Raw genomic sequence first — 26,158 nt, 5'->3', positions numbered from 1 at the left:
CAATTTCTAGCAATGTTTTAGAAGTTACGATGTATAGTATAGTGGATTGATACTCAATGAAAATCAAAGAGCAAACTAGGAAGCTAGCCGCAAGCTGTACTTGAGTACGGTAAGGAGACGCTGACGTGGTTTGAATTTGATTTTCGAAGAGTATGAAATAAAATATAAACAGAGAGATTAGGAAAGTCAAAATAATTTTTAGTAATGTTTTAGAAGCGACAGTGTACTATTCAATATACAATAAGATCAAAAATTCACGCCCCTTTCAAAAATATTTGGCATGGTTGACGAATTCAAGATTCTTTGATATATTAAAACTAATGACTAAACATATGAGGTTAATTATGAATACAAAACTACAAAAAATACTCAACAAGCACAAGAAAATGATCTATGGTCTTATTGGTGCTCTTATACTTCTGATACTTGTAGTTTTTTCTTTTTTAGGAGCATCTGACAATAAAGAAGCTACCATTGTGAATGAATCGAAAACTAAGGATGCATCATCACAAAAAACAAAGGATGTAAGCAAGGATACATCTACTAGCTCTCAAGAAAAAACTAGCCAATCTTCTGAAACTGAGAAGGCTTCTTCTACTAGTACATCAGCTTCATCATCAACTTCTACTACAGAAGACAAGCAAACTAGTGAACCTGTCTACGAACCATCTACGTCATCATATACATCTGATGCTAATACATCAACGTATGAAGAGCCAACTCCAAATTATGCTGAACCTGCATATGAAGAACCTGCATCCTCATCATATACTCCGGCGCCATCATCAAATAGTTATAAAGAAATTACACAAGATGATGTTAAAAGAACTAATAAAGCTGTATCTGATTGGAACACTCAAAATGGATTTGGTGGCGAAAATCGTGACTCAAAAGGTGATGGTTATCTTGGTTGGTAATCGTAAACACAGATATACATATTTTTGTGAATCAAAAGAAAGTCCTAGAGAAGTCTAGGCCTTTTCTTTTACCTTTCTTTTCTTAAAAAATGGACATTTTCCTATTTATCATTGAAATTATAGGCCTGATTTGATATGATAAGACTATGACTAAAAAAAGAACAAATTGTAAAACAAATGACAAGAAGAAAAGAAATTTATGGATTATTGTGGGGCTTCTATTCTTCACAATCCTAACATTAGGTGCAGGTATTGCTTATAAAGTCTTGACCAAGCAAGCTTTTGAGCAAAAAATTGAAGCACTGAAAAAAGAAAAAGATGATTCCTATTCACAAGGAAGTCAGAAAGAGAATTTTCGTAAGGGGCAGGCAGAAATCATCACCTACTATCCTATGACTGGGGACAAGGTCATTACCTCTGTTCAGGATATCATTGTAAAAGATATTACGGATAAGGTAGAAGATAAAGAACATTTGATTTTTTACTATTCTGAAAAAGATTCATCCTCTATCAAAGGTGTGGAGAGCCATCTTGTAAAAAAACAGGCCTATGACCTGAGTGATTCTACTGTTGTGGAATTAGAAAATACGTCGTTAGATCAGCTTTATCTTAAGGAAGATGGGACTCTGTTTACATTAGACCAGCTCTTTACAGATGCTAGCAAAGCTAAAGAGAAGTTTCTTGAGGATATCAAGTCAACGCTCCAAGATAAAAAGATTGAACAAACACTTGTTGATCAAGTAACAGCCGATTTTTCAGCTAGCGATTTATCATCTTGGAAGTTTGCTTACAAAGATAGTCAATTGCTTCTTTATCCAATCAAAGCAACCAATAATGTAGAAGAAATAGCTTTGCCTATTTCAGACTTCTTTGATGTTATCCAATCGTCCTATCTAACTGAAAAGGATGCAGAACTTTATAAGAAGGCTCAGGCTGAGAAAAATAAAAAAGTAGTAGCTCTTACCTTTGATGATGGACCAGATGGAAAGACAACTCCACAAGCTTTAGATATTTTAGCCAAGTATAAAATCAAAGCAACCTTCTTTGTTCAAGGAAAGAATATTGCAGGCAATGAGTCAATCCTTAAACGTATGCAGTCTGAAGGTCATGAAGTTGGAAACCATAGTTGGAATCACCCGGTTTTAACAAAACTGTCATTGGAAGATGCTAAGAAACAAATTACGGATACAGAAGATGCTATTACAAAAGTACTTGGGAAAAGCTCTAAATTGATGCGACCACCATACGGTGCAATCTCAGATGATATTCGCAATAGTCTTGATTTAAGCTTTATCATGTGGGATGTGGATAGTTTGGATTGGAAGAGTAAAAATGAAGCAGCAATTTTGACAGAAATTCAGCGCCAGGCAAGCAATGGATCTATCATTTTAATGCACGATATCCATCAGCCGTCAGTAAATTCGCTTCCAAAAGTAATTGAGTATTTACAGGAACAAGGCTATAGTTTCGTGACTGTATCAGAGCTACTGAATACTCGTTTGAAGCCACATGAGATTTATTATTCTCGTAATCAATAGATTGTAAGTCGGCAAAAGTAGAAAAAAATTAAAAAAAGATAGTTTTAATCTTGACAAGTAAGGGAAAACTTGATATCATATAAAAGTTGAGAAAAGCAGAAGTGAGAACTTCTCGCCTTGCGACTAACGTTGTCTGGCCCCTACGGATCAAGTTTCAGTAATGAAATACAATCATGTAGTGCGGGTTTGCGTTAGCAAGTCCGCTCTTGTTTTTCTCTAAATTAAAAAAAGAGGTGAAAACCATAGCAAAGCAAGACTTATTCATCAATGATGAAATTCGTGTACGCGAAGTTCGCTTAATCGGTCTTGAAGGTGAGCAATTGGGTATCAAACCACTAAGCGAAGCGCAAGTACTTGCGGACGAAGCTAATGTGGACTTGGTTCTCATTCAACCTCAAGCTAAACCTCCTGTTGCAAAAATTATGGACTACGGCAAGTTCAAATTTGAGTACCAGAAGAAACAAAAAGAACAACGCAAAAAACAAAGCGTTGTGACCGTGAAAGAAGTTCGTTTGAGCCCGGTTATTGACAAGGGTGACTTCGAAACTAAACTTCGCAATGCTCGCAAATTCCTTGAAAAAGGGAATAAAGTGAAGGTATCCATTCGCTTTAAGGGGCGTATGATCACCCATAAAGAGATTGGTGCAAAAGTTTTAGCCGAGTTCGCTGAAGCAACTCAAGATATTGCTATCATTGAACAACGTGCTAAAATGGATGGACGCCAAATGTTCATGCAATTGGCGCCAGCAACTGACAAAAAATAATTGTCAGAAAGTTAAATAAAGGAGAAAAAATCATGCCAAAACAAAAAACACACCGCGCATCAGCTAAACGTTTCAAACGTACAGGTTCTGGTGGACTTAAACGTTTCCGTGCTTACACATCTCACCGTTTCCACGGAAAAACTAAAAAACAACGTCGTCATCTTCGTAAAGCATCTATGGTGCATTCAGGAGATTTCAAACGTATCAAAGCAATGCTTACTCGCTTGAAATAATAGCCCGACAGTAAGTAAACTATTCTAGGAAATATTTGGAGGAAATATAAATGGCACGTGTTAAAGGTGGCGTTGTATCACGCAAACGTCGTAAACGTATTCTTAAATTAGCAAAAGGTTACTATGGAGCTAAACACATCTTGTTCCGTACTGCAAAAGAACAAGTAATGAACTCTTACTACTATGCATACCGTGACCGTCGTCAAAAGAAACGTGACTTCCGTAAATTGTGGATCACACGTATCAATGCGGCAGCTCGTTTGAACGGACTTTCATACTCACAATTGATGCATGGTTTGAAATTGGCTGAGATCGAAGTTAACCGTAAAATGCTTGCTGACTTGGCTGTTAACGATGCAGAAGCTTTCACAGCTCTTGCAGATGCAGCTAAAGCAAAACTTGGTAAATAATTATTCATAAGACTGGTGCAAGTTTGTCCCAGTCTTTTTTAAACAAAGGAGAAAAATATGGCTTCAAAAATGCTACACACATGCTTACGAGTTGAAAATCTTGAAAAATCAATCGCTTTTTATCAAGATGCTTTTGGTTTTAAGGAATTACGTCGCAAGGACTTTCCAGACTATGCTTTCACTATTGTTTATCTTGGACTTGAAGGTGATGATTATGAGTTAGAGTTGACTTACAACTATGATCACGGACCTTATGTTGTCGGTGACGGTTTTGCTCACATCGCCCTAAGCACACCTGATCTTGAGGCTCTTCATAAAGAACATAGCGATAAAGGCTATGAAGTGACAGCGCCTAATGGACTTCCAGGGACTCAACCAAACTATTATTTTATCAAAGATCCAGATGGATACAAGGTAGAAGTAATTCGTGAGAATTCATTATAGTTCCTATCGAGTAGCTTGTATGCTACTCGTTTTTTTTATTTGTAGTAGAATCAAAGAAAAAGAATAGAGCAAGGTCAGGGAAGTTTATGTAAAAGATGATTTTTGGCACCTGTTTCCAGATGCTCAAATCAGTGTATTGGTGGAAAAAGTTCTCAACAATACTATTGATGAGAGTGAAGATCCATATTTTAAAACTTTACTAGATGAAGGAACAAAAAAGCACGGATTTTTATACCAGATGAAAATTTCACTCAGAATGAAGTGAGTCAAGAATGGCGTCAGGCATTCACTTAATTCAAAATTCAAAAATGTGCTCGTTCTTTCTTGAAGCTTTATTAAAGCGTGTAAGTCAAGGAAGAGAATGTAATCTAATAAATCCTTTGGTAGATATTTATAATAGTGTTTCACTTTCTTATGCTGTTCCTTGTGGGGGAAAGAATTTAGCTAAGATTGTTAGTGACTTATGTCTTGGAAGAGCTCAAGGGAATGAATCCTTCTTTCCACTAGGGGCCGAAAGTGATGCTCCTGCCTTAGCTGATGAAATGATTTATTTTGATGAACAAGGTGCGATTTGTCGCTGTTTAAACTGGCGTGAAGCCCAAAGAACCAAAACAAAGATGCTATTTTAGTCATTGAAGCTATCAATGAAGAGCAGGCATCACGAGCTCGAGAAGCAATGCTAGAATTACATACTAAAATTGAGGAATATTTTGGTGTCAGTGGCATGATCAGTCATTTATAGCTACAAATCCTATCCTAGAGGTAGAATAATGAATGGGAATCACGGTTAATTCAACTGTGGTTCTTTTTTCCAAGGGAAGAAAGAAATTGTTTTTCTATTTTCTAAAATGGTATAATAGAGAAAGAATAAGGGAGGTGAGAAAGAATGATTGCCCAACTGGATACCAAAACAGTCTATAGTTTCATGGAGAGCATGGTTTCGATTAAGAGATATGTCAGTCAAGGGAAGGAATATGGCTACTCAGCACTTGGAATCATGGATGTTGACAATCTATATGGAGCTTATTATTTTATCAAAGAGTGCCAAAAGCAAGGGATTCAGCCTTTATTAGGTCTTGAGGTGACTGTTCATCATAAGGAGGAACTCGTTAACCTTCGATTTTTAGCCTTGTCAAATCATGGCTATCGAAATCTCATGAAGCTTTCGACTCTAAAAATGACAGGTAAAAAGGAATGGACTGATTTTTCTCCCTATCTAGAAGATGTTTGTGTTATTGTTTCCTATTATTCTGCAATTGATTCCTTGGACTTAGGGCATGACTATTATATCGGAGTGTATCCAGATACACCTCAGTCGAATTTTTCTCACCCCATTCTCCCACTTTATCGTGTTAATTCCTTCGAATCTGAGGATTTGGAAACGCTTCAAATGCTCAAGGCGATTAAGGAAAATGTGACCTTGCGAGAGGTAGATGTTCAATCGCAACAAGGCTTGTTTTTACCTGCTGATCGCTTAGAGCAAGTATTTCAAGAAAAGTTTCCGCAAGCCTTAGAAAATCTTTCTGAACTGATTGGAGCAACTACTTATGAGATTGATAGTAGTCTCAAGCTTCCACGCTTCAATCCAGAGCGTCCTGCTGTTGAAGAGTTGCGCGAAAAAGCTATTAAGGGCTTGGAACAGAAAGGCTTACTCGATTCAGTTTATCAGGAACGTTTGGAAGAAGAACTATCTGTGATTCATGACATGGGATTCGATGACTATTTCTTGGTTGTCTGGGATCTCTTACGTTTCGGTCGTTCTCAAGGATATTATATGGGGATGGGACGTGGATCTGCAGTTGGAAGTCTAGTGGCCTATGCTCTAGATATCACTGGTATTGACCCTGTGGCTAAGAATCTCATCTTTGAGCGCTTTTTAAATCGTGAACGCTATACCATGCCTGATATCGATATTGATATTCCTGATATTTATCGTCCTGAATTTATCCGCTATGTTCGTGACCGTTATGGTAGTATTCACGCTGCTCAGATAGTCACCTACTCGACTTTTGGTGCCAAACAGGCTATCCGAGATGTTTTTAAACGGTATGGTGTTCCCGAGTACGAGTTGACATCCATAACCAAGAAAATTGGTTTCAAAGATACCTTGACAAGCGCCTATGAAGGGAATCTAGGATTTAGACAACTAATTCAAGGTAAGATTGAGTACCAAAAGGCTTTTGAAATTGCTAAAAATATAGAAGGCTATCCTCGGCAAACTTCCATCCATGCTGCGGGTGTCGTGATTAGTGATAAAAATCTAACGGACTATATTCCTCTTAAGTATGGTGAGGATATGCTCATTACCCAGTATGATGCTCATGGAGTTGAAGGAAATGGCTTGCTCAAGATGGATTTCTTGGGCTTACGAAACCTCACCTTCGCTCAAAAAATGCAGGAGCTCTTATTTGAAACTCAAGGAATTCAGCTAAAGATTGAGGATATTGACCTTGAGGATAGGGAAACTTTGGCTCTTTTTGCAGCTGGGAAGACAAAGGGAATCTTTCAATTTGAACAACCTGGTGCTATTCGCTTATTAAAGCGCGTGAAACCAGAAAGCTTTGAAGAAGTAGTGGCAACGACTTCCCTCAACAGACCGGGAGCGAGTGACTATATCGACAACTTTGTGGCTCGAAAACATGGTAAAGAAAAGGTAACAGTTCTGGACCCAGTTTTGGAAGATATTTTAGCTCCAACTTATGGAATTATGCTTTACCAAGAACAGGTGATGCAAGTGGCACAGCGTTACGCTGGTTTCAGCCTTGGGAAGGCCGACATTTTACGTCGTGCTATGGGGAAAAAGAATGCGGCCGAGATGCACCGAATGGAGGAGAGTTTTATCCAAGGTGCACTCGAAAAAGGTCATGGAAAGGAACAGGCTCAGCAGGTTTTTGCTGTCATGGAAAAATTTGCTGGTTATGGTTTCAACCGATCACATGCCTATGCTTATGCGGCTTTAGCCTTCCAGCTTGCTTATTTTAAAACACATTACCCAGCTATCTTTTATCAAGTCATGCTCAACTATGCCAGTGGAGATTATATTCTCGATGCCCTTGAAATGGGCTTTGAACTGACACCACTATCTATCAATACAATCCCATATCAGGATAAATTAACAGACAAGACTATTTACTTGGGACTTAAGAGTATCAAGGGGATGTCTCGAGATTTTGCCTATTGGATTATAGAGAATCGTCCTTTTAGTAGTGTCGAAGATTTTGTCACTCGCTTGCCTAAAAATTATCAGAAGTTGAGTCTTTTAACTTCCCTAGTCGAGATTGGTTTATTTGATAGTTTTGAAAAAAATCGCCAAAAAATCTTATCCAATTTACCTACTTTGTTTATTTTTGTGGAAGAATTGGGTAGTTTATTTGCAGATAATAGCTACAATTGGCTTGAGAGTGAGGATTTTACGCAAGTCGAAAAGTTTCGTAAGGAACAGGAGTGGCTTGGAGTCGGTATCAGTCCGCATCCCTTACTGATTTTAGCAAAGAATCCCCTCTATCCAATTGTGAGTTTGTCTGAACTATCTGAAGGACAGACAGCTACAGTACTCGTTGAGATAGAATCCATTCGTGTCATTCGTACTAAAAAAGGTGAAAACATGGCTTTTCTGAAAGTTAGTGATAGTAAAACGAAGCTTGAAGTCACAGTTTTTTCTGACCAGTATCGTCAATTTAACAATCTCTTACATGAAGGAAGATTTTACTACCTTAATGGAAAAGTGCAGGCAAGAGACGGTCGCCTTCAGTTAGTATTAAATAATCTAAAAGAAGCAGTGAGTGAACGATTTTGGATTCAGGCTGCTGATCATGAACATGATTCTGAAATTTATCATATTTTAGAACAATACAAGGGACAAATTCCAGTCATTATTCGCTACGAAAATGAACAAAAAAATGTTCTTTTGTCGGGCTATTTTGTTGCAAAAGATGTTAGTTTGCAGGAATCTTTGAGTCAAATAACTATGAAAACGATTTATCGTTAAAAATCAATGAAAATAAAAGAATTTTAACTTTAATTATGGTATAATCAGTTAGAATGTTAAAAGAAAAAGGAGCAAAACCAAATGAAACGTATTGCTGTTTTGACTAGTGGTGGAGACGCCCCTGGTATGAATGCTGCCATCCGTGCAGTAGTTCGTCAAGCAATCTCAGAAGGAATGGAAGTTTTTGGTATCTATGATGGATACGCTGGTATGGTTGCTGGTGAGATTTATCCACTTGATGCTGCTTCAGTAGGAGACATCATTTCACGTGGTGGTACTTTCCTTCACTCTGCTCGTTATCCTGAGTTTGCAAAACTCGAAGGTCAACTTAAAGGGATTGAGCAGTTGAAAAAACACGGTATCGAAGGTGTCGTGGTTATCGGTGGTGACGGTTCTTATCACGGAGCTATGCGCTTGACTGAGCATGGATTCCCTGCTATTGGACTTCCAGGAACAATCGATAACGATATCGTAGGTACTGATTTCACAATCGGATTTGATACTGCAGTTACAACTGCAATGGATGCCATCGATAAGATTCGTGATACCTCATCAAGTCACCGTCGTACTTTCGTAGTTGAAGTTATGGGACGTAATGCTGGAGATATCGCTCTTTGGGCTGGTATTGCCACTGGTGCTGATGAAATTATCATCCCTGAAGAAGGCTTCAAGATGGAAGACATCGTAGCAAGTATCAAAGCTGGATATGAACACGGTAAGAAACACAACATTATCGTTTTGGCAGAAGGTGTTATGTCAGCGGCTGAATTTGGTCAAAAGCTAAAAGAAGCTGGAGATACAAGCGACCTTCGTGTAACTGAACTTGGTCATATCCAACGTGGTGGATCTCCAACTGCTCGTGACCGTGTATTGGCGTCACGCATGGGTGCACACGCTGTTAAACTTCTTAAACAAGGAATCGGTGGTGTCGCTGTTGGTATCCGTAACGAGAAAATGGTTGAAAATCCAATTCTTGGAACTGCAGAAGAAGGAGCTTTGTTTAGCCTAACAGCTGATGGTAATATCGTTGTTAACAACCCTCATAAAGCTGACCTTGAACTTTCTGCTTTGAACAAGAGCTTGTCATAATCAACTTTAACTAAACTGGTAAAATGACCATAAAAGGTCAAATTATATAAAGGAGTCACAAAAATCATGAACAAACGTGTAAAAATCGTTGCAACTTTGGGTCCTGCGGTAGAAATCCGTGGTGGTAAAAAATTCGGTGAAGACGGATACTGGGGTGAAAAACTTGACGTTGAAGCTTCAGCTAAAAACATTGCTCAATTGATTGAAGCAGGAGCTAACACTTTCCGTTTCAACTTCTCACACGGTGACCACCAAGAACAAGGTGACCGTATGGCAACTGTTAAACTTGCAGAAAAACTTGCAGGTAAAAAAGTTGGTTTCCTTCTTGATACTAAAGGACCAGAAATCCGTACTGAATTGTTCGAAGGTGAAGCTAAAGAGTACTCATACAAAACTGGTGAAAAAATCCGTGTTGCAACTAAACAAGGTATCAAATCAACTCGTGAAGTGATTGCTTTGAACGTTGCTGGAGCTCTTGACATCTATGATGACGTTGAAGTTGGTCGCCAAGTATTGGTTGACGATGGTAAACTTGGTCTTCGTGTTGTAGAAAAAGACGATGCAACTCGTGAATTTGTCGTTGAAGTTGAAAACGACGGTGTTATCGCTAAACAAAAAGGTGTAAACATCCCTAACACTAAAATTCCTTTCCCAGCTCTTGCTGAACGTGATAACGCTGATATCCGCTTCGGTCTTGAACAAGGTATCAACTTTATCGCGATCTCATTCGTACGTACTGCAAAAGACGTGAACGAAGTTCGTGCAATCTGTGAAGAAACTGGTAACGGTCACGTTCAATTGTTCGCTAAAATCGAAAACCAACAAGGTATCGATAACTTGGACGAAATCATTGAAGCTGCTGATGGTATCATGATCGCTCGTGGTGACATGGGTATCGAAGTACCATTTGAAATGGTTCCAGTTTACCAAAAAATGATCATCACTAAAGTGAACGCTGCTGGTAAAGTTGTCATCACTGCAACAAACATGCTTGAAACAATGACTGAAAAACCACGTGCAACCCGTTCAGAAGTATCAGACGTATTCAACGCTGTTATCGACGGAACTGATGCTACAATGCTTTCAGGTGAGTCAGCAAATGGTAAATACCCACTTGAGTCTGTTCGTACAATGGCAACTATCGATAAGAACGCTCAAACTCTTCTTAACGAATACGGACGTTTGAACTCAGATTCATTTGAACGTAACTCTAAGACAGAAGTTATGGCTTCAGCAGTTAAAGACGCTACAAACTCAATGGACATCAAATTGGTTGTAACTCTTACTAAGACTGGTCACACAGCACGTTTGATCTCTAAATATCGTCCAAATGCTGATATCTTGGCATTGACATTTGACGAATTGACAGAACGTGGATTGATGTTGAACTGGGGTGTTATCCCAATGTTGACAGAAGCTCCATCATCAACTGATGACATGTTTGAAATTGCAGAACGTAAAGCAGTTGAAGCAGGTCTTGTACAATCTGGTGACGATATCGTTATCGTTGCAGGTGTGCCACTTGGTGAAGCAGTTCGTACTAACACAATGCGTATCCGCACTGTACGTTAATCTAATATTAAAAAACCTATCATATCAAGCTTTATAGCTTGTATGATAGGTCTTTTTTTGTTACGAGGGGTAAAATATATCATTTTCCTTTCAATGCTAAGGTATATAATACAGTTTGCCCTGTAACTTTTGCTGTAATTAGAGATTTCATTGGTCATCTTAGTATCTTTACGACTAAACCCAGATAGGATTTAGTGGCGTTTAGGGAAATAAAAAAAGCTCTCTGGAAAACCAGAAAGCTTTGAGAGGCATCTCCATGTGAAAAACCGGTTCACACAATTTCTCAAGGTCCGCTCCTGCGTTATGACCTCCTTTGCTCAATAGTAGCTCTCGCTACATATCGACTCATCGCAAGTTTTATTTTACTATAAGGTCAATAAAATGTCAATAAAAAAAGTTCCTATACCAAGGAACTGATGAACAATGCTAATTGCCGGGATCGAACCGGCGACCTCATCCTTACCATGGATGCGCTCTGCCTACTGAGCTAAATCAGCTTACTTAAAAAGTATACTATAGATTCAAATCTTTGTCAATAAAATGTTTTATTTAAAAGTAATCGGCTATCAGTCAAACTAAAATAGCTTTAGGGAATGTCCTAAAGCTATTTTATTCTAACCTAATTGATTTTGTTTTTTCTCTGGATTCCAGATAAAACTTGCAATAAAGCTAAAGATGATGGTAACAATCGCAACTAAGACAGCAAGAATCAGTGCTGGTATGCGAATAAACCACCACAAAGGATTTGGTTTTTTGTTATTGTGCCATTGTTTTGTTTCCTCATCCAGACGTTGGAATTCTGATTGGATACGTTCAGCAACCATCTCAATTCCTTCATCATTCATCTTCTTAATGTCCGAGATATCGATAGGATTTCCGAAGTTCATATCGACACGTTCACAACTGATGAGTCCTTTTAAGGTCATTGGACCAGTGTAAGTAACTGGCATGATGCGAACCTTGGCCATTTTAGCAATCAGAGCAACACCACCTTTAACATCGTTGGAATGACGACTGCCACTTGGGAACATGATGAGAGAGCGGTCGCTCTTTTTAAGAACATTGATAGGGTATTTGATAGCCGAAGCGCTAGGATTTTCACGATCGATTGGAAAGGCACCGCACATGCGAATCCACCAGCCAAAGATACGGTTGGTAAAGAGTTCCTTTTTAGCCATAAATACAAATTGCTTCGGTTTGGTCGCAAAGGCCATATAAACTGGATCCCACCAGGTACGATGGGGCGCAACTAGAATATAGTTTTCATCTTGACTCGGAATTTTATCCGTATTATGATAATGAGCATTACCGTTGATAGACCAAAGAATCAACATAACCAGCCCACGAAGATAAGTATAAAACATGGTATCTCCTTCAATTTTCTTTCTTTTATTATACCTTATCATACTAGGACAAGCAAATGTTTTTTTGTTTAGGCGGAATTGCTCTTCATATGAAATTAGAATTATTTTTAAAAAAATGATATGATAGAACTTATGGATAAAAATAAAATTATAGGCTTAAGCCAATCAGAAGTTAAAGAACGTCAGAAACAGGGACAGGTCAATGATTTCAAAGCATCAGCTAGTACCAGTACTTGGCAGATTGTAAAACGAAATGTCTTTACTCTCTTCAATGCTTTAAACTTTGCTATTGCATTAGCGCTCGCTTTTGTTCAAGCCTGGAGCAACCTGGTTTTCTTTGCGGTTATCTGTTTTAATGCTTTTTCAGGAATTGTAACCGAGCTACGTGCCAAGCATATGGTTGATAAACTCAATCTCCTGAATAAAGAAAAGATTACCACTATCCGTGATGGACAAGAAATTGCTTTAGACCCTGAAGAGCTTGTTTTGGATGATGTGATTCGCTTGTCTGCAGGGGATCAAATTCCAAGTGATGCGATTGTATTAGAAGGTTTTGCAGAAGTCAATGAAGCCATGTTAACGGGCGAGAGTGACTTGGTGCAAAAAGAAGTAGAAGACTTAATGTTGTCAGGTAGTTTTCTTGCCAGTGGTTCTGTCTTTGCTCAAGTTCATCATGTAGGAGCAGATAACTATGCAGCCAAACTCATGCTTGAAGCTAAGACAGTTAAACCCATCAACTCACGTATCATGAAATCGCTAGACCAGCTAGCAGGTTTTACGGGTAAAATCATCATTCCATTTGGAATTGCTCTTTTGCTTGAAGCTTTGGTCTTAAAAGGTTTACCACTGAAGTCTTCTGTAGTGAATTCATCTACGGCTCTTTTGGGAATGTTGCCTAAGGGGATTGCCCTCTTAACCATTACCTCTCTCTTAACTGCTGTTATCAAGCTTGGGTTGAAAAAGGTCTTGGTGCAGGAGATGTACTCTGTTGAAACCCTAGCGCGCGTGGATATGCTCTGCTTGGATAAGACAGGTACCATCACCCAAGGGAAGATGCAGGTTGAGACTGTCCTTCCTCTGACCCAGACTTATGACAAGGATGCTATTGCCGACATACTAACCAGCTATATGGCAAACAGTGAGGATAAAAATCCTACAGCTCAAGCTATCCGTCAACGTTTTCAAGGTCAAGTAGCTTATCCGATGATTTCTAGTCTTCCATTTTCTAGCGATCGTAAATGGGGAGCAATGGAGTTGGAAGGTCTCGGAACTGTTTTCCTAGGTGCACCGGAGATGTTGTTGGATGCTGAAGTTCATGAGGCTAGAGAAGCTCTTGAACGAGGATCTCGTGTCTTAGTTCTGGCCCTCAGTCAAGAAAAACTTGATCACCACAAGCCACAAAAGCCATCTGATATTCAAGCCTTAGCTTTGCTTGAAATTCTAGATCCAATCCGAGAAGGGGCAGCTGAAACTCTAGACTATCTTCGTTCTCAGGAAGTGGGGCTGAAAATTATCTCTGGTGATAATCCAGTTACGGTTTCAAGTATTGCTCAAAAAGCTGGTTTTGCAGATTACCACAGCTACGTAGATTGCTCGAAAATTACTGATGAAGAGTTGGTTGCCATGGCTGAGGAGACAGCGATTTTCGGACGTGTCTCTCCTCATCAAAAGAAACTGATCATCCAAACGTTGAAAAAAGCAGGTCATACGACTGCAATGACAGGAGATGGTGTCAATGATATCCTTGCCCTCCGTGAGGCAGATTGTTCCATCGTGATGGCTGAAGGAGATCCAGCGACTCGTCAGATTGCAAATCTGGTCCTCTTGAACTCAGACTTTAATGATGTTCCTGAGATTCTCTTTGAAGGTCGTCGTGTGGTCAATAACATTGCCCACATTGCTCCAATTTTCTTGATTAAGACAATCTATTCCTTCCTGCTTGCAGTCATCTGTATTGCGAGTGCTTTGTTGGGACGTACTGAATGGATTTTAATTTTCCCATTCATTCCGATTCAGATTACCATGATTGACCAGTTCGTGGAAGGCTTCCCACCGTTCGTATTGACCTTTGAGCGAAATATTAAACCAGTAGAACAAAACTTCCTCAGAAAATCCATGCTCCGTGCACTACCAAGTGCCTTGATGGTAGTCTTTAGCGTTCTATTTATTAAAATTTTTGGAACCAGTCAAGGTTGGTCGGCAATTGAAATTTCGACACTTTTGTATTATCTATTGGCATCGATTGGTTTCATGTCTGTAGTTAGAGCTTGTTTGCCATTTAGTCTGTGGCGTGTTCTCTTGATTATTTGGTCAGTTGGTGGCTTCCTTGGAACAGCTCTATTTCCAAGAATTCAAAAATTGCTTGAAATTTCAACACTTACAGGACAAACATTACCTGTCTATGGCATTATGATGGTCATATTTGCTGTCATTTTCATCCTGACAAGTCGTTATCAAGCAAAAAAATAAAGAAAGGCTGCAATCCTTGATTGCGGTCTTTTTTAGGTACAGAATTGCTAGACAAAATATGGTATAATAAAGGGAAATAGACTTTTGGAAAGTGAGAGAAAATGATTTCGAAGAGATTAGAAACGGTAGCTTCTTTTGTTCCCCAAGGAGCTGTTTTACTGGACGTCGGAAGCGACCATGCTTATTTACCGATTGAACTAGTTGAAAAAGGTCACATTGAGCGTGCCATTGCAGGAGAGGTAGTGGTAGGTCCCTATCAATCTGCAGTCAAAAATGTTGAGAGTCATGGTTTGACTGAGAAAATTCAGGTTCGTTTAGCCAATGGCCTGGCAGCTTTTGAAGAGGCTGACCAAGTCTCTGTCATCACTATTGCTGGAATGGGTGGTCGTTTGATTGCTACGATATTAGAAGATGGTTTGGACAAACTAGCCAATGTTGAGTGTTTGATTCTTCAACCCAATAATCGTGAAGATGAGTTGCGCTCTTGGTTACAAGAGCACGGTTTTCAAATTATGTCAGAAAGTATCCTAGAAGAAGCTGGGAAATTTTACGAGATTTTGGTGGTGGAAGCTGGACAAATGAAGTTATCAGCGAGCGATGTCCGCTTTGGTCCTTTTTTGTCCAAAGAAGTCAGTCCAGTCTTCATCCAAAAATGGCAAAAAGAAGCTGCTAAGCTTGAGTTTGCCCTTAGTCAAATTCCAGAAAAAAATCAAGAAGAACGTCAGGTTCTAGCAGATAAAATTCAAGCCATCAAGGAGGTGCTCCATGAAAGCAAGTGAAGTGATTAAGCGTTATGAAGCCTATTGCCCACAAGAATTTTCTATGGAAGGTGATAGTCGTGGTTTGCAAATTGGCACCCTAGACAAGGAAATTAAAAAAGTCATGGTTGCCCTTGATATTCGTGAAGAGACAGTCGCTGAAGCTATTGACAAGGGTGTTGATCTGATTATCGTTAAGCACGCACCTATCTTTCGTCCGATTAAGGACTTGGTAGCTAGTCGTCCTCAAAATCAAATTTATATCAATCTCATCAAGCATGATATCGCAGTCTATGTCAGTCATACTAATATTGATATTGTTGAAAATGGTCTCAATGATTGGTTCTGCCAACTATTGGGTATTGAGGATACAACTTATCTGCAAGAAACAGGTTCTGAACGTGGAATTGGCCGTATTGGAACGATTAGACCTCAAACATTTAAGGAATTTGCAAATCATGTTAAGGAAGTCTTTGATCTAGATAGCCTTCGTATGGTGTATTATCATGAGAGTGATTTGCAAAAGACCATTTCAAGAGTGGCCATTTGTGGCGGCAGTGGGCAGTCTTTCTACTCTGATGCTTTAGCAAAAGGAGCAGATCTTTACATTACTGGTGACATCTATTACCACACTGCCCAAGATATGTTGTCAGACGGCTTGTTGGCTCTGGACCCAGGCCACTATATTGAGGTTCTCTTTGTTGAAAGAATTGCAACGTTTCTGAATGAATGGAAGGAAGAGAATGCTTGGTCGCTAGAAGTTGTCGCAAGTCAGGCTTCTACCAATCCATTCCATCATATCTAGTTAGAAGGTAAAGACAATGAAAAAAGTTGCCATTGTAGGAGCAGGAATTGTAGGGGCAACAGCTGCCTACTATCTCTCTAAAGAAGCAGATATCGAAGTAACTGTCTTTGATCATGGATACGGACAAGCGACCAAGGCAGCTGCAGGAATCATCAGTCCTTGGTTCTCTAAACGACGTAACAAAGCTTGGTACAAGATGGCTCGCCTAGGAGCAGACTTTTATGTAGATTTATTAGCTGATTTAGAAAAAACTGGTCAAAAGGTTGATTTCTACCAGCGCTCAGGAGTCTTCCTTCTCAAAAAAGATGATTCCAAGCTCGAGGAACTTTATGATTTAGCCTTGCAACGTAGAGATGAATCTCCCTTAATTGGCGAATTAGCCATTTTGGACCAAGCTGCTGCAAGCAGCCTATTCCCTGGTCTAAAGGGATTTGAGAGATTGCTCTATGCTTCTGGAGGAGCTCGAGTAGATGGGCAACTCCTAGTGGGTCGTTTACTGGAGGCCAGTCAGGTTAAGGTCGTAAAGAAAGAGGTTAGTCTAACTCCTTTATTATCAGGCTATCAGATAGACAATCAAATGTTTGATCAAGTAATTTTATCTACGGGAGCTTGGCTTGGACACATTTTGGAGCCTTTAGGCTATGAGGTGGATGTTCGTCCTCAAAAAGGTCAACTTAGAGATTATCAGGTTGATTTAGACATGGCAAGCTATTCTGTTGTCATGCCGGAAGGTGAGTGGGATTTGATACCATTTCCTGGAGGTAAGTTATCTCTAGGAGCTACCCATGAGAATGACATGGGATTTGACTTGACAGTGGATGAAACCTTGCTCGATCAAATGGTTGTGGCGGCGAGTCCATTTTATCCAGCCCTGGCTGAGGCAATTTCATCTGGTGAACGTGTGGGGATTCGTGCTTATACAAGTGATTTCTCTCCATTTTTCGGACAGGTTCCAAACTTATCAGGAGTCTATACAGCAAGTGGTCTAGGATCTTCAGGGTTAACGACTGGTCCTATTATCGGTTATCACCTAGCTCAAATGCTTCAAGGAAGAAGTGGAGTATTAGATCCAGCAGATTATCCAACTGAAAGATACATTAAAAAGAAACAATAGTAAATCTTTTACTTAGATTTTACGATAGTGTTAGGAAAGTAAATGACTTTCCCTATCAAAAATGGTAAAATGAAAAAAATAATCCAAGAATTGAGGAAATAAAATGCAAGAAAAAATTCTGGTAACGGGTGGAGCTGGTTTTATCGGAACTCACACCGTCATCGAACTGGTCCAAGCAGGACACCAAGTTGTTGTTGTCGATAATTTGGTAAACAGTAGTCGTAAAAGTCTTGAAGTAGTCGAAAGAATCACTGGGGTAGAAATTCCTTTCTACGAAGCAGATATTCGTGACACAGATACACTTCGTGATATTTTCAAACATGAAGAACCAACAGGTGTGATTCATTTTGCTGGTTTGAAAGCTGTAGGGGAATCTACACGTATCCCACTTGCCTACTATGATAACAATATTGCTGGAACTGTCAGTCTCTTGAAAGTTATGGAAGAGACAAACTGTAAGAATATCATCTTCAGCTCTTCAGCAACAGTTTATGGAGATCCGCATACTGTTCCAATCCTCGAAGATTTCCCTCTTTCTGCTACTAACCCTTATGGTCGTACTAAGTTGATGCTTGAAGAAATCTTGACGGATATCTATAAAGCCGATTCAGAATGGAACGTTGTTTTACTTCGCTACTTCAACCCAATCGGAGCGCATAAGAGCGGTGATTTGGGTGAAAATCCAAACGGTATTCCAAATAACCTTCTTCCATATGTTACACAAGTCGCAGTTGGTAAGTTGGAACAAGTTCAGGTCTTTGGAGATGACTACGATACAGAAGATGGAACAGGTGTTCGTGACTATATCCACGTCGTTGACTTAGCAAAAGGGCACGTTGCGGCCCTTAAGAAGCTTCAAAAAGGTTCAGGACTAAACATTTACAACCTTGGTACAGGGAAAGGCTATTCTGTCCTTGAAATTATCCAAAATATGGAAAAAGCAGTCGGACGCCCGATTCCTTATCGTATTGTGGAGCGCCGTCCTGGTGATATTGCAGAATGTTACTCAGACCCAGCCAAAGCTAAGGAAGAACTTGGATGGGAAGCAGGACTTGGTATTACAGAAATGTGTGAAGATGCATGGCGTTGGCAAAGTAAGCATCCAAATGGATTTGAAGACTAAAATGATGATTTCAATCATAGTCCCATGTTTAAACGAAGAGGAAGTACTTCCTCTTTTTTATCAAACTCTTGAAGTACTGATTCCAGATTTGGGAACAGAAATCGAATACATTTTTGTAGATGATGGTTCGACTGATAAGACTTTGGACCTTTTAAAGGTTTATCGAGAGAAAAATTCTGCAGTACATTATATCTCTTTCTCGCGAAATTTTGGGAAGGAAGCAGCCTTATATGCAGGTTTACAACAAGCTAGAGGAGATTTGGTGGTAGTTATGGATGCAGACCTTCAGGATCCACCAAGCCTCTTGCTTGAGATGAAGGAACTACTAGATCAGAATCCAGACTTGGACTGCGTTGGAACACGCAGAACCAGTCGAGAAGGAGAACCTTTTTTACGTAGTTTCTGCGCAGATTTTTTTTATCGTTTTATGCAAAAAATTAGCCCAGTAGCCCTTCCATCGGGTGTCCGTGATTTTCGGATGATGAGAAGATCAGTTGTGGATGCAGTGTTAGAATTGACAGAATACAATCGCTTTTCCAAAGGACTCTTTGCCTGGGTTGGTTTCCGTACTCACTATTTAGAATACCCTAATGTTGAAAGGCAGGCAGGTAAGACAAGTTGGAGTTTTAGACAACTCTTTTTCTACTCTATTGAAGGGATTGTGAATTTTTCAGATTTCCCTTTAATATTAGCCTTTGTTGCTGGCCTTTCGTCGTGTTTTCTGGCTTTAGTGATGACATTGTTTGTAGTTGTCCGTACTCTCGTACTGGGCAATCCAACTTCTGGTTGGACCTCTCTGATGGCTGTCATTCTATTTCTTGGTGGTGTCCAATTATTGACGATTGGGATTCTCGGAAAATATATCAGTAAAATTTATATGGAAACGAAAAAAAGACCCCTCTATCTGATAAAAGAACAGAGTGAGTCATGATAAGATTTACTAAAAATAAGTCCTTCAAAAGACTATAATTTTCTGGAAAAATATGCTAAACTAGAGGAAGTGGGATTTGGAAATCGAATCACCGCTGATGACAAATTAATCTTTGATGAGCGCGCGAGTGGGACACTGTTTCACAGCTTCCAGTAGCTCTTCACTAGCTGGGACGTCTCTCTCTAGTAGATTAGGATCATCATAGAAACGCACAATACCATTATCATGGTAATCAAATAAATCAGAATAGGTTTGGCATAGCCCACAGGCAATGCATCGTTCAGGTATAAGTGTGATTTTCATATTTATATTGTAATAAGAAATTAGAAAAAAAACAAGGAGTAAGGTATGGAAAAGGAACCATGGCAAGAAGATATTTACGACATCGAGGAAAGTCGTTCGGAACGAAGAAGTAGAGGAAATAAGGGAACAGGAGTGGTAGCCAACCGTATTCTAACCATTTTGGCTTGTATTTTCTTTGTTATCGTTGTCGGTATGATTGCTGTTTTAATCTACCTGTCATCTGGTGGAAGTGATCGTACAGCAGCCTTGAAAGATTTTCATGATTCTTCTGCGCCTAAGGTAGAGGAAGTTTCTTCAACATCATCAAGTAGTTCAGTTGAAGTATCAAGTTCTGAAGCAGGATCAACTTCTTCAAGTAGTTCAGAGGAACATACAAATGCTGAGGGAACCATTACTGTCCTTGCAGGTGAAGGTGAAGCAGCTATTGCAGCTAGAGCAGGCATTTCTATTGCCCAGCTTGAAGCCTTGAACCCTGGTCATATGTCTTCAGGAACTTGGTTTGCAAATCCTGGTGATGTCCTTAAGACAAGATAGGAGTTAGAATGAAAACAATTCAGATCGCTATTGATGGACCAGCATCCAGTGGTAAAAGTACAGTAGCTAAGATTATCGCTAAGGACTTTGGCTATACTTATCTGGATACAGGTGCCATGTATCGTGCGGCAACTTATATTGCCTTACAGCATCAAATCAATCCAGAAGAATCCTCTCAGCTCCTTGATTTATTGGATCAATATCCGATTAGTTTTGGGCGTTCTGAGGATGGAGAACAGCTTGTCTATGTCGGTGATGTAGATGTTAGCCATCCAATCAGAGAAAATACTGTGACTAATGCAGTATCAGCTTTTGCAGCTATTCCAGCTATTCGTGAAAAATTGGTAGCTCTCCAGCAAGAAATTGCCCAACAAGGCGGAATCGTCATGGATGGTCGAGATATTGGTACAGTGGTCTTGCCTAAGGCTGAATTGAAGATTTTTCTTGTTGCTTCAGTAGATGAACGTGCAGAACGACGTTATAAGGAAAATCTTTCAAAGGGGATCGAAACAGATTTGGAAACTTTGAAAGAAGAGATTGCTGCGCGTGATTATAAAGATAGTCATCGTGAAACTTCTCCTCTTAAGCAGGCAGATGATGCAATCTATCTGGACACGACAGGACTAAGTATTTTAGAAGTTGTCGAAAAAATTAAATCAGAAGCAGTCAAACATTTTTAATTTGAAATTTTAACCGATTGACCATGATAGTGGTGAGTCGGTTTTTTAGCAATTTGTCAAATTATTAATTTTAAGGTATAATAGTCATTGTTAACGAAAATTTGACAATCAAACAATCATGCAACTATAAGGAGATAAAATGAACAATCTACCAAATTGCCCAAAATGTAATTCAGAATACGTCTATGAAGACGGAGCATTGCTAGTCTGTCCAGAGTGTGCCTATGAATGGAATCCAGCAGAACAAACAGAAGCTGAAGATGGTGTTGTTGCTATTGATGCTAATGGAAATAAATTGGCTGATGGAGACACAGTAACCTTGATCAAAGATTTGAAAGTGAAAGGTGCGCCGAAAGATCTTAAGCAAGGAACACGTGTTAAAAATATCCGTATCGTCGAGGGTGACCACAACATCGACTGTAAGATTGATGGCTTTGGTGCTATGAAACTAAAATCAGAATTTGTTAAAAAGATTTAATCATGACTACTTGGAATAAATTTATTTTTTTCAGTCGGACTTTCTTGTTTTTCGCAGCATTTACAGGGGTTTATCTGGAAATTACCAAACGTGGTGGTTTAGGGATGTTGCTTTACTATACAGTCCTTTCCAATCTTTTGGTTGTCATCTTTACAGCTTATCTTTTGTTAAAGATGCGTAGTGGCGGTGATAGTTGGCAGAGTGCTGGGATTCTACGTCTCAAAGGTGGTGTCACTATGAGTATTATGATTACTTGTGTCATCTATCATTTCATGCTAGCTCCTTTGACGACAGATTTTTACCGTTTGGAAAATTTCCTTTGCCATTATATTGTCCCTCTCTGGTTTTTAGCAGATACAATTATTTTTGATAAGAGTCGTCAATATAAGTTAGTTGATCCCATGCTTTGGACTAGCCTTCCTTTGCTTTATATGATTTTTGCCCTCTTAAACGGTTTTGTTCTAAAGATGGATGTCCCTAATGCTAAGGATAGTCCCTTCCCTTATTTCTTTTTGAATGCTACCAAACATGGTTGGGGCTTTGTCTTTAAATGGGCGGCAACTATCTTTGTTGCCTACATGGTTTCAGGATATTTGTTTTATCTTGTTAAAAACATTAAAAAATTTAAGAAATAAGGAGGTTGGGACAAAAGATCCCGACCTCACTTTTTATTAGCAATTAAACTTTGACGCGGTAGCTGATTGAACTTTTTGTTCGTCTTTTAGACTCCCAAAAGCTCCTAATCATCCTCGCGGGGCTGGGACTACGAAATCGAGACTTTGTCTATCGATTTCTGTCCCACCGCCTTTTTTGATGATTGATATAATTGTACCCGGACAAATCGATTTTTTTTATCTTGTTCTTGAGTCATTTCTACCTTACAATAAAACTGTAGCTACCAATACAACTATTGAGGAAGAGAAAATGACTGAAAATCGTTATGAATTAAATAAAAATTTGGCACAGATGCTTAAAGGTGGCGTCATTATGGATGTTCAAAATCCTGAACAGGCAAGAATTGCTGAGGCTGCAGGTGCAGCAGCGGTTATGGCCTTGGAGCGAATCCCAGCGGATATTCGTGCAGCTGGTGGTGTCTCTCGTATGAGCGATCCAAGGATGATCAAGAAAATCCAAGAAGCAGTCAGCATTCCAGTTATGGCCAAGGTTCGAATTGGGCATTTTGTTGAAGCACAGATTTTGGAAGCCATCGAGATTGACTATATCGATGAGAGTGAGGTGCTATCTCCAGCTGACGATCGTTTCCATGTGGATAAGAAAGAATTCCAAGTTCCTTTTGTCTGTGGGGCTAAAGACCTAGGAGAAGCCTTGCGTCGTATCGCTGAAGGAGCATCAATGATTCGTACCAAAGGGGAACCAGGAACAGGAGACATCGTTCAGGCAGTTCGCCATATGCGCATGATGAATCAAGAAATTCGTCGCATTCAAAATCTCCGTGAAGATGAACTCTATGTCGCAGCAAAAGAACTCCAAGTACCAGTAGAATTGGTTCAATATGTCCACGAAAATGGAAAATTGCCAGTTGTCAACTTTGCAGCTGGAGGAGTTGCAACACCAGCAGATGCTGCTCTCATGATGCAGCTAGGTGCAGAAGGTGTCTTTGTTGGTTCAGGGATTTTCAAGTCAGGTGATCCTGTCAAACGTGCAGCAGCTATTGTTAAGGCTGTTACGAATTATCAAAATCCTCAAATTTTAGCTCAAATCTCAGAAGATTTGGGAGAAGCCATGGTTGGTATCAATGAGAATGAAATCCAAATTCTCATGGCTGAGCGAGGAAAATAGATGAAAATTGGAATATTGGCCTTGCAAGGTGCCTTTGTAGAGCATGAGAAAGTCCTTGCAAAACTAGGAGTAGAAAGTATTGAACTGCGAAACCTAGAAGATTTTCAGCAGCATCAGAGTACTCTGTCAGGATTGATTTTACCTGGAGGTGAGTCGACAGCTATGGGAAAACTCCTACGTGACCAGAATATGCTACTCCCTCTAAGAGAGGCTATTCTCAATGGCTTACCAGTCTTTGGGACTTGTGCCGGTTTGATTTTGCTAGCGAGACAAATCACTTCTCAAGAGGAAAGTCATCTGGCGACTATGGACATAGTAGTGGAGCGTAATGCCTATGGACGTCAGCTAGGAAGCTTTTATACAGAAGCAGACTGCAAGGGTGTTGGCAAGATTCCCATGACCTTTATCCGTGGACCTATTATTAGTGAAGTTGGTAAGGGTGTCGATGTTCTGTCAGTAGTGAACAATCAAATCGTTGCCGCTCAAGAAAAGAATATGCTAGTGACCTCCTTTCATCCGGAATTGACAAATGATCTTCGCTTGCATCAATACTTTATCAATATGTGCAAATAAAAATAGGTCGGGATTTTCCCGGCCTATTTTTACATGTAATAAACAATGGCAATGTATTGGAGAGCGGAAGCTGCCAGAATGAAGAGGTGCCAGATCATGTGGAAGTATGGTTTCTTCTTAGCATAAAAACCAGCACCAACTGTATAGCAAAGCCCACCTGATACCATAAGAGTCCAAAAGATTGGATTTGTTTGACTGATGATTGCTGGTAGGATAGTCACAACTAGCCAACCCATGATGAGGTAGAGTATCAGACTAAATTTTTCATTGACTTTTTTGGCAAATATTTTATAAAGAATACCAAAAATAGTTGTTCCCCACTGAATGGCGATAATCAGATAACCAAACCAGTTATTCATCAAGGTCAAAACGACAGGAGTATAAGAGCCAGCAATGGCAACATAAATCATGGAATGGTCGATAATGCGCAAGACATACTTATGAGTGGAACCATAAGCCATAGAATGATAAATGGTCGATGAAAGGAACATGAGAAAGAGGCTAATAACGAAAATCGACACCCCAATCGATGATAAAAATCCATGAGCTTCATAACTATATGTCGATGAGATAGGGAGCAAAATCAGCATGATAAGTGCCCCTACAGCATGGGTTACACTGTTTGCTATCTCTTCTCCAAAACTAAGGCGCTTGCTAAGTTTAAAACTAGTATTCATTTGTTTCCTCCTCTTCGGTTTCTGTATAGACTAGTGCAAGTGTTTGATGATAGAGTTTGACCGTTTGGCAGCTTGCCTGGATAATGGGATTAGCTGGGTCTAGGTCTTCATTCATATAGTCCACAAAAGCATTGTAAAGTTCTTGTGAGTTAGTCTCTGTGTGTAGGGTGTTTAGGGTTTGGGCAATTTCCTGGATTGAAAAAACAGACTTGAGTGTTGTGATGGCAATCAATCGGGCAATTTGTTTGCGTTGGTATTTTTTCTTTTCAGGTTTACTGATATAGCCGTGCTTCACATAGTTGTTCACCATTGATGCAGTTAAACCTTTCTCTTTAGCAAGAGAAATAGGGGAACAAACTTTATTCACATAAAGAAGGACCTGATCTAAATAGAGATCAATGTTTGGAATTTCGTCCCATTCTGGGTAGGAAAAAGTAGTTTTCATTTCCAACTCCTGTTTATCTAGTCTTGATAACTAGATTATAAAATAATAGAAATAAAAAGTCAAGTTTTAACTGCTTGTAGAAACCCTTAAATTATGCTATGATGAGAGAAACTAGTCAGAAAAGAGGAGATAAGATGGAAATTCGTTTAGCCTTTCCAAACGAAGTAGATGCAATTATGCAGGTGATTGAGGAATCTAAAAAATGCTTGGCGGAAGCTGGTAGCACCCAGTGGCAAAATGATTACCCAAATGCCGACACGATTATTGAAGATATCATCTCTGGTCAGGCTTATGTAGCCTTGGACGAAGGAGAACTTTTAGCCTATGCAGCAGTGACTAAAAGTCCAGAAAAAGCTTATGAAGCCATTTATAATGGAAGTTGGGAAGGAAGAGAACCAGAATACCTTGTATTTCATCGGATTGCGGTTTCTAGAGATGTCCAAGGCCAAGGTGTTGCCCAGACCTTCTTGGAAGGCTTGATTGAAGGTTTTGATTACCTGGATTTTCGTTCAGATACACATGATAAAAATAAGGCCATGCAACATATCTTTGAAAAGCTTGGTTTTAAACAGGTCGGTAAAGTTCCAGTAGATGGGGAACGTTTGGCCTATCAAAAATTAAAATCAAATGCCTAAGCAGTATGCAAAGATGCTGTACAAGTCTCCGATTGGAATCTTATCTTTGGTAGCAGATGATCACTATCTGTTTGGGATATGGGTTGAAGCACAGAGCCATTTTGAGCGAGGTTTGTCGGTGTGTAATCTAGTTGAGGTGAAAAGTCATCCCATATTAAATCAGATTGCTAGCTATTTAGATGCTTATTTTAAAGGACAAAATCAAGATTTGTCTCAATTACCTTTGGCTCCTGTTGGTAGTGACTTTGAAAAAAGAGTCTGGAACTACTTGCGGGAAATTCCTTTTGGTCAGACTGTTACTTATGGACAAATAGCTAAGGACTTGCAGATAGCTTCGGCTCAGGCAATCGGAGGTGCTGTGGGGCGCAACCCCTGGTCTATCCTAGTACCTTGTCACCGCGTATTAGGTGCTGGTAATCGTCTAACAGGCTATGCTTCAGGACTTGACAAGAAGGCTTGGCTCTTAAAGCATGAAGGTGCAGCATTTCAAGAAAATAAGAAATAGAAAGGAAAG

Annotated in this window: 27 protein-coding genes, 1 tRNA gene, 1 pseudogene and 1 other annotated feature; of the genes and pseudogenes, 24 read left to right on the top strand and 5 right to left on the bottom strand. The window is 39.6% G+C overall.

Annotated elements, in window-relative coordinates; all coding sequences use genetic code 11:
- The first annotated feature begins 344 nt into the window (after positions 1 to 344).
- The 10 genes and pseudogenes from O3611_RS00230 to pyk all read left to right on the top strand — a co-directional run bounded on the left by O3611_RS00230 (position 345) and on the right by pyk (position 10,955).
- Positions 345 to 917 (top strand): hypothetical protein, encoded by a 573-nt coding sequence (locus tag O3611_RS00230; protein WP_371607436.1) that lies wholly within the window; start codon positions 345 to 347, stop codon positions 915 to 917.
- A gap of 146 nt (positions 918 to 1,063) precedes the next feature.
- Entirely contained in the window at positions 1,064 to 2,455 is a 1,392-nt protein-coding gene (gene pgdA / locus O3611_RS00225; RefSeq protein ID WP_371607435.1) for a peptidoglycan-N-acetylglucosamine deacetylase PgdA, read from the top strand.
- Positions 2,456 to 2,542: 87 nt separating this feature from the next.
- Positions 2,543 to 2,673 (top strand) — a sequence feature (ribosomal protein L20 leader region).
- A 15-nt stretch (positions 2,674 to 2,688) separates the two neighbouring features.
- Complete coding sequence (gene infC, locus O3611_RS00220) at positions 2,689 to 3,219, top strand: translation initiation factor IF-3 (protein ID WP_371607434.1); 531 nt, start codon at positions 2,689 to 2,691, stop codon at positions 3,217 to 3,219.
- 32 nt (positions 3,220 to 3,251) lie between these two features.
- Positions 3,252 to 3,452 (top strand): 50S ribosomal protein L35, encoded by a 201-nt coding sequence (rpmI, locus tag O3611_RS00215; RefSeq protein WP_001125942.1) that lies wholly within the window; start codon positions 3,252 to 3,254, stop codon positions 3,450 to 3,452.
- Between the two features lie 50 nt (positions 3,453 to 3,502).
- Positions 3,503 to 3,862, top strand: a complete 360-nt coding sequence (gene rplT / locus O3611_RS00210; RefSeq protein ID WP_002924062.1) for a 50S ribosomal protein L20 — start codon at positions 3,503 to 3,505, stop codon at positions 3,860 to 3,862.
- Positions 3,863 to 3,919: 57 nt separating this feature from the next.
- The gene (locus tag O3611_RS00205; RefSeq protein ID WP_371607433.1) at positions 3,920 to 4,306 is read left to right on the top strand and encodes a VOC family protein; all 387 of its coding nucleotides are present in this window, start codon (positions 3,920 to 3,922) and stop codon (positions 4,304 to 4,306) included.
- A gap of 109 nt (positions 4,307 to 4,415) precedes the next feature.
- Positions 4,416 to 5,077 (top strand): annotated as a pseudogene (locus O3611_RS00200) (B3/4 domain-containing protein).
- A gap of 115 nt (positions 5,078 to 5,192) precedes the next feature.
- The gene (locus tag O3611_RS00195) at positions 5,193 to 8,294 is read left to right on the top strand and encodes a DNA polymerase III subunit alpha (protein ID WP_371607432.1); all 3,102 of its coding nucleotides are present in this window, start codon (positions 5,193 to 5,195) and stop codon (positions 8,292 to 8,294) included.
- 81 nt (positions 8,295 to 8,375) lie between these two features.
- Complete coding sequence (pfkA, locus tag O3611_RS00190) at positions 8,376 to 9,383, top strand: 6-phosphofructokinase (RefSeq protein WP_371607431.1); 1,008 nt, start codon at positions 8,376 to 8,378, stop codon at positions 9,381 to 9,383.
- Between the two features lie 66 nt (positions 9,384 to 9,449).
- The gene (pyk, locus tag O3611_RS00185; protein ID WP_001042821.1) at positions 9,450 to 10,955 is read left to right on the top strand and encodes a pyruvate kinase; all 1,506 of its coding nucleotides are present in this window, start codon (positions 9,450 to 9,452) and stop codon (positions 10,953 to 10,955) included.
- A 424-nt stretch (positions 10,956 to 11,379) separates the two neighbouring features.
- On the opposite strand, the gene O3611_RS00180 is transcribed toward pyk, so the two are convergent.
- Together O3611_RS00180 and O3611_RS00175 are read right to left on the bottom strand one after the other, a co-directional pair.
- A tRNA-Thr gene (locus O3611_RS00180) sits at positions 11,380 to 11,452 on the bottom strand.
- Between the two features lie 117 nt (positions 11,453 to 11,569).
- A complete protein-coding gene (locus O3611_RS00175) occupies positions 11,570 to 12,319 on the bottom strand; it encodes a lysophospholipid acyltransferase family protein (protein WP_371607430.1) in 750 nt (249 codons plus the stop codon).
- Between the two features lie 132 nt (positions 12,320 to 12,451).
- Here O3611_RS00175 and O3611_RS00170 point away from each other — a divergent pair, with 132 nt between their 5' ends.
- The 6 genes from O3611_RS00170 (at position 12,452) to O3611_RS00145 (ending at position 19,519) form a co-directional block, all read left to right on the top strand.
- On the top strand, positions 12,452 to 14,788 hold the full coding sequence (locus tag O3611_RS00170; RefSeq protein ID WP_371607429.1) for a cation-translocating P-type ATPase: 2,337 nt from the start codon (positions 12,452 to 12,454) through the stop codon (positions 14,786 to 14,788).
- A gap of 101 nt (positions 14,789 to 14,889) precedes the next feature.
- Positions 14,890 to 15,567, top strand: a complete 678-nt coding sequence (locus O3611_RS00165) for a tRNA (adenine(22)-N(1))-methyltransferase TrmK (protein ID WP_371559091.1) — start codon at positions 14,890 to 14,892, stop codon at positions 15,565 to 15,567.
- Positions 15,554 to 16,351: a Nif3-like dinuclear metal center hexameric protein gene (locus O3611_RS00160; protein ID WP_371559090.1), complete on the top strand. Its 798-nt coding sequence runs from the start codon at positions 15,554 to 15,556 to the stop codon at positions 16,349 to 16,351. Before O3611_RS00165 ends, O3611_RS00160 begins: the two co-directional genes overlap by 14 nt.
- 16 nt (positions 16,352 to 16,367) lie before the next feature.
- Positions 16,368 to 17,465 (top strand): FAD-binding oxidoreductase, encoded by a 1,098-nt coding sequence (locus O3611_RS00155; RefSeq protein ID WP_153224920.1) that lies wholly within the window; start codon positions 16,368 to 16,370, stop codon positions 17,463 to 17,465.
- Between the two features lie 103 nt (positions 17,466 to 17,568).
- The gene (gene galE / locus O3611_RS00150) at positions 17,569 to 18,588 is read left to right on the top strand and encodes a UDP-glucose 4-epimerase GalE (RefSeq protein ID WP_153224919.1); all 1,020 of its coding nucleotides are present in this window, start codon (positions 17,569 to 17,571) and stop codon (positions 18,586 to 18,588) included.
- Positions 18,572 to 19,519 (top strand): glycosyltransferase family 2 protein, encoded by a 948-nt coding sequence (locus tag O3611_RS00145; RefSeq protein ID WP_371559089.1) that lies wholly within the window; start codon positions 18,572 to 18,574, stop codon positions 19,517 to 19,519. Before galE ends, O3611_RS00145 begins: the two co-directional genes overlap by 17 nt.
- Positions 19,520 to 19,624: 105 nt before the next feature.
- On the opposite strand, the gene O3611_RS00140 is transcribed toward O3611_RS00145, so the two are convergent.
- Positions 19,625 to 19,822 carry a ferredoxin gene (locus O3611_RS00140; RefSeq protein ID WP_083303333.1) on the bottom strand — a complete coding sequence of 66 codons (198 nt, stop codon included), beginning with the start codon at positions 19,820 to 19,822 and terminating at the stop codon, positions 19,625 to 19,627.
- Positions 19,823 to 19,867: 45 nt separating this feature from the next.
- Between O3611_RS00140 and O3611_RS00135 the strand changes: the two genes are divergently transcribed.
- From O3611_RS00135 to pdxT, 6 genes are all read left to right on the top strand, one after another.
- A complete protein-coding gene (locus O3611_RS00135; RefSeq protein WP_281334601.1) occupies positions 19,868 to 20,356 on the top strand; it encodes an SAG1386/EF1546 family surface-associated protein in 489 nt (162 codons plus the stop codon).
- Between the two features lie 8 nt (positions 20,357 to 20,364).
- A complete protein-coding gene (gene cmk / locus O3611_RS00130; protein WP_075230401.1) occupies positions 20,365 to 21,036 on the top strand; it encodes a (d)CMP kinase in 672 nt (223 codons plus the stop codon).
- A gap of 139 nt (positions 21,037 to 21,175) precedes the next feature.
- Positions 21,176 to 21,514: a zinc ribbon domain-containing protein YjdM gene (locus tag O3611_RS00125; RefSeq protein WP_075230400.1), complete on the top strand. Its 339-nt coding sequence runs from the start codon at positions 21,176 to 21,178 to the stop codon at positions 21,512 to 21,514.
- Positions 21,515 to 21,516: 2 nt separating this feature from the next.
- Positions 21,517 to 22,149 carry a Pr6Pr family membrane protein gene (locus tag O3611_RS00120; RefSeq protein WP_371607428.1) on the top strand — a complete coding sequence of 211 codons (633 nt, stop codon included), beginning with the start codon at positions 21,517 to 21,519 and terminating at the stop codon, positions 22,147 to 22,149.
- A gap of 289 nt (positions 22,150 to 22,438) precedes the next feature.
- A complete protein-coding gene (gene pdxS, locus O3611_RS00115) occupies positions 22,439 to 23,314 on the top strand; it encodes a pyridoxal 5'-phosphate synthase lyase subunit PdxS (protein ID WP_371607427.1) in 876 nt (291 codons plus the stop codon).
- Complete coding sequence (gene pdxT / locus O3611_RS00110; protein ID WP_371607426.1) at positions 23,315 to 23,887, top strand: pyridoxal 5'-phosphate synthase glutaminase subunit PdxT; 573 nt, start codon at positions 23,315 to 23,317, stop codon at positions 23,885 to 23,887. It begins immediately after the preceding gene.
- Positions 23,888 to 23,916: 29 nt separating this feature from the next.
- Here the strand turns inward: pdxT and O3611_RS00105 are convergent, their stop codons facing one another.
- Positions 23,917 to 24,564 (bottom strand): hemolysin III family protein, encoded by a 648-nt coding sequence (locus tag O3611_RS00105; protein ID WP_371607425.1) that lies wholly within the window; start codon positions 24,562 to 24,564, stop codon positions 23,917 to 23,919.
- The gene (locus O3611_RS00100; RefSeq protein ID WP_371607424.1) at positions 24,554 to 25,009 is read right to left on the bottom strand and encodes a DUF1836 domain-containing protein; all 456 of its coding nucleotides are present in this window, start codon (positions 25,007 to 25,009) and stop codon (positions 24,554 to 24,556) included. The genes O3611_RS00105 and O3611_RS00100 overlap by 11 nt, the downstream gene beginning before the upstream one ends.
- A gap of 134 nt (positions 25,010 to 25,143) precedes the next feature.
- Here O3611_RS00100 and O3611_RS00095 point away from each other — a divergent pair, with 134 nt between their 5' ends.
- Together O3611_RS00095 and O3611_RS00090 are read left to right on the top strand one after the other, a co-directional pair.
- On the top strand, positions 25,144 to 25,644 hold the full coding sequence (locus O3611_RS00095) for an N-acetyltransferase family protein (protein WP_371607423.1): 501 nt from the start codon (positions 25,144 to 25,146) through the stop codon (positions 25,642 to 25,644).
- A 13-nt stretch (positions 25,645 to 25,657) separates the two neighbouring features.
- A complete protein-coding gene (locus O3611_RS00090) occupies positions 25,658 to 26,149 on the top strand; it encodes a methylated-DNA--[protein]-cysteine S-methyltransferase (RefSeq protein ID WP_371607422.1) in 492 nt (163 codons plus the stop codon).
- Positions 26,150 to 26,158: the final 9 nt, after the last annotated feature.

Origin of the sequence: Streptococcus sp. 27098_8_91 (assembly GCF_041432385.1) — a bacterium.
Lineage (GTDB): Bacteria > Bacillota > Bacilli > Lactobacillales > Streptococcaceae > Streptococcus.
This window is presented reverse-complemented; position numbering and strand designations above follow the sequence as displayed.

What these genes read in the sequence shown, in the direction of transcription:
- rpmI (WP_001125942.1), top strand. Translation starts at nt 3,252, where the DNA reads ATGCCAAAACAAAAAACACACCGCGCATCAGCTAAACGTTTCAAACGT.
- O3611_RS00100 (WP_371607424.1), bottom strand. Translation starts at nt 25,009, where the DNA reads ATGAAAACTACTTTTTCCTACCCAGAATGGGACGAAATTCCAAACATT.
- O3611_RS00170 (WP_371607429.1), top strand. Translation starts at nt 12,452, where the DNA reads ATGGATAAAAATAAAATTATAGGCTTAAGCCAATCAGAAGTTAAAGAA.
- O3611_RS00205 (WP_371607433.1), top strand. Translation starts at nt 3,920, where the DNA reads ATGGCTTCAAAAATGCTACACACATGCTTACGAGTTGAAAATCTTGAA.
- O3611_RS00155 (WP_153224920.1), top strand. Translation starts at nt 16,368, where the DNA reads ATGAAAAAAGTTGCCATTGTAGGAGCAGGAATTGTAGGGGCAACAGCT.
- O3611_RS00090 (WP_371607422.1), top strand. Translation starts at nt 25,658, where the DNA reads ATGCTGTACAAGTCTCCGATTGGAATCTTATCTTTGGTAGCAGATGAT.
- O3611_RS00230 (WP_371607436.1), top strand. Translation starts at nt 345, where the DNA reads ATGAATACAAAACTACAAAAAATACTCAACAAGCACAAGAAAATGATC.
- O3611_RS00140 (WP_083303333.1), bottom strand. Translation starts at nt 19,822, where the DNA reads ATGAAAATCACACTTATACCTGAACGATGCATTGCCTGTGGGCTATGC.
- pyk (WP_001042821.1), top strand. Translation starts at nt 9,450, where the DNA reads ATGAACAAACGTGTAAAAATCGTTGCAACTTTGGGTCCTGCGGTAGAA.
- pdxT (WP_371607426.1), top strand. Translation starts at nt 23,315, where the DNA reads ATGAAAATTGGAATATTGGCCTTGCAAGGTGCCTTTGTAGAGCATGAG.
- O3611_RS00095 (WP_371607423.1), top strand. Translation starts at nt 25,144, where the DNA reads ATGGAAATTCGTTTAGCCTTTCCAAACGAAGTAGATGCAATTATGCAG.
- O3611_RS00120 (WP_371607428.1), top strand. Translation starts at nt 21,517, where the DNA reads ATGACTACTTGGAATAAATTTATTTTTTTCAGTCGGACTTTCTTGTTT.
- O3611_RS00105 (WP_371607425.1), bottom strand. Translation starts at nt 24,564, where the DNA reads ATGAATACTAGTTTTAAACTTAGCAAGCGCCTTAGTTTTGGAGAAGAG.
- O3611_RS00175 (WP_371607430.1), bottom strand. Translation starts at nt 12,319, where the DNA reads ATGTTTTATACTTATCTTCGTGGGCTGGTTATGTTGATTCTTTGGTCT.
- O3611_RS00145 (WP_371559089.1), top strand. Translation starts at nt 18,572, where the DNA reads ATGGATTTGAAGACTAAAATGATGATTTCAATCATAGTCCCATGTTTA.
- O3611_RS00195 (WP_371607432.1), top strand. Translation starts at nt 5,193, where the DNA reads ATGATTGCCCAACTGGATACCAAAACAGTCTATAGTTTCATGGAGAGC.
- cmk (WP_075230401.1), top strand. Translation starts at nt 20,365, where the DNA reads ATGAAAACAATTCAGATCGCTATTGATGGACCAGCATCCAGTGGTAAA.
- O3611_RS00135 (WP_281334601.1), top strand. Translation starts at nt 19,868, where the DNA reads ATGGAAAAGGAACCATGGCAAGAAGATATTTACGACATCGAGGAAAGT.
- pfkA (WP_371607431.1), top strand. Translation starts at nt 8,376, where the DNA reads ATGAAACGTATTGCTGTTTTGACTAGTGGTGGAGACGCCCCTGGTATG.
- pdxS (WP_371607427.1), top strand. Translation starts at nt 22,439, where the DNA reads ATGACTGAAAATCGTTATGAATTAAATAAAAATTTGGCACAGATGCTT.
- galE (WP_153224919.1), top strand. Translation starts at nt 17,569, where the DNA reads ATGCAAGAAAAAATTCTGGTAACGGGTGGAGCTGGTTTTATCGGAACT.
- O3611_RS00165 (WP_371559091.1), top strand. Translation starts at nt 14,890, where the DNA reads ATGATTTCGAAGAGATTAGAAACGGTAGCTTCTTTTGTTCCCCAAGGA.
- rplT (WP_002924062.1), top strand. Translation starts at nt 3,503, where the DNA reads ATGGCACGTGTTAAAGGTGGCGTTGTATCACGCAAACGTCGTAAACGT.
- pgdA (WP_371607435.1), top strand. Translation starts at nt 1,064, where the DNA reads ATGACTAAAAAAAGAACAAATTGTAAAACAAATGACAAGAAGAAAAGA.
- O3611_RS00160 (WP_371559090.1), top strand. Translation starts at nt 15,554, where the DNA reads ATGAAAGCAAGTGAAGTGATTAAGCGTTATGAAGCCTATTGCCCACAA.
- O3611_RS00125 (WP_075230400.1), top strand. Translation starts at nt 21,176, where the DNA reads ATGAACAATCTACCAAATTGCCCAAAATGTAATTCAGAATACGTCTAT.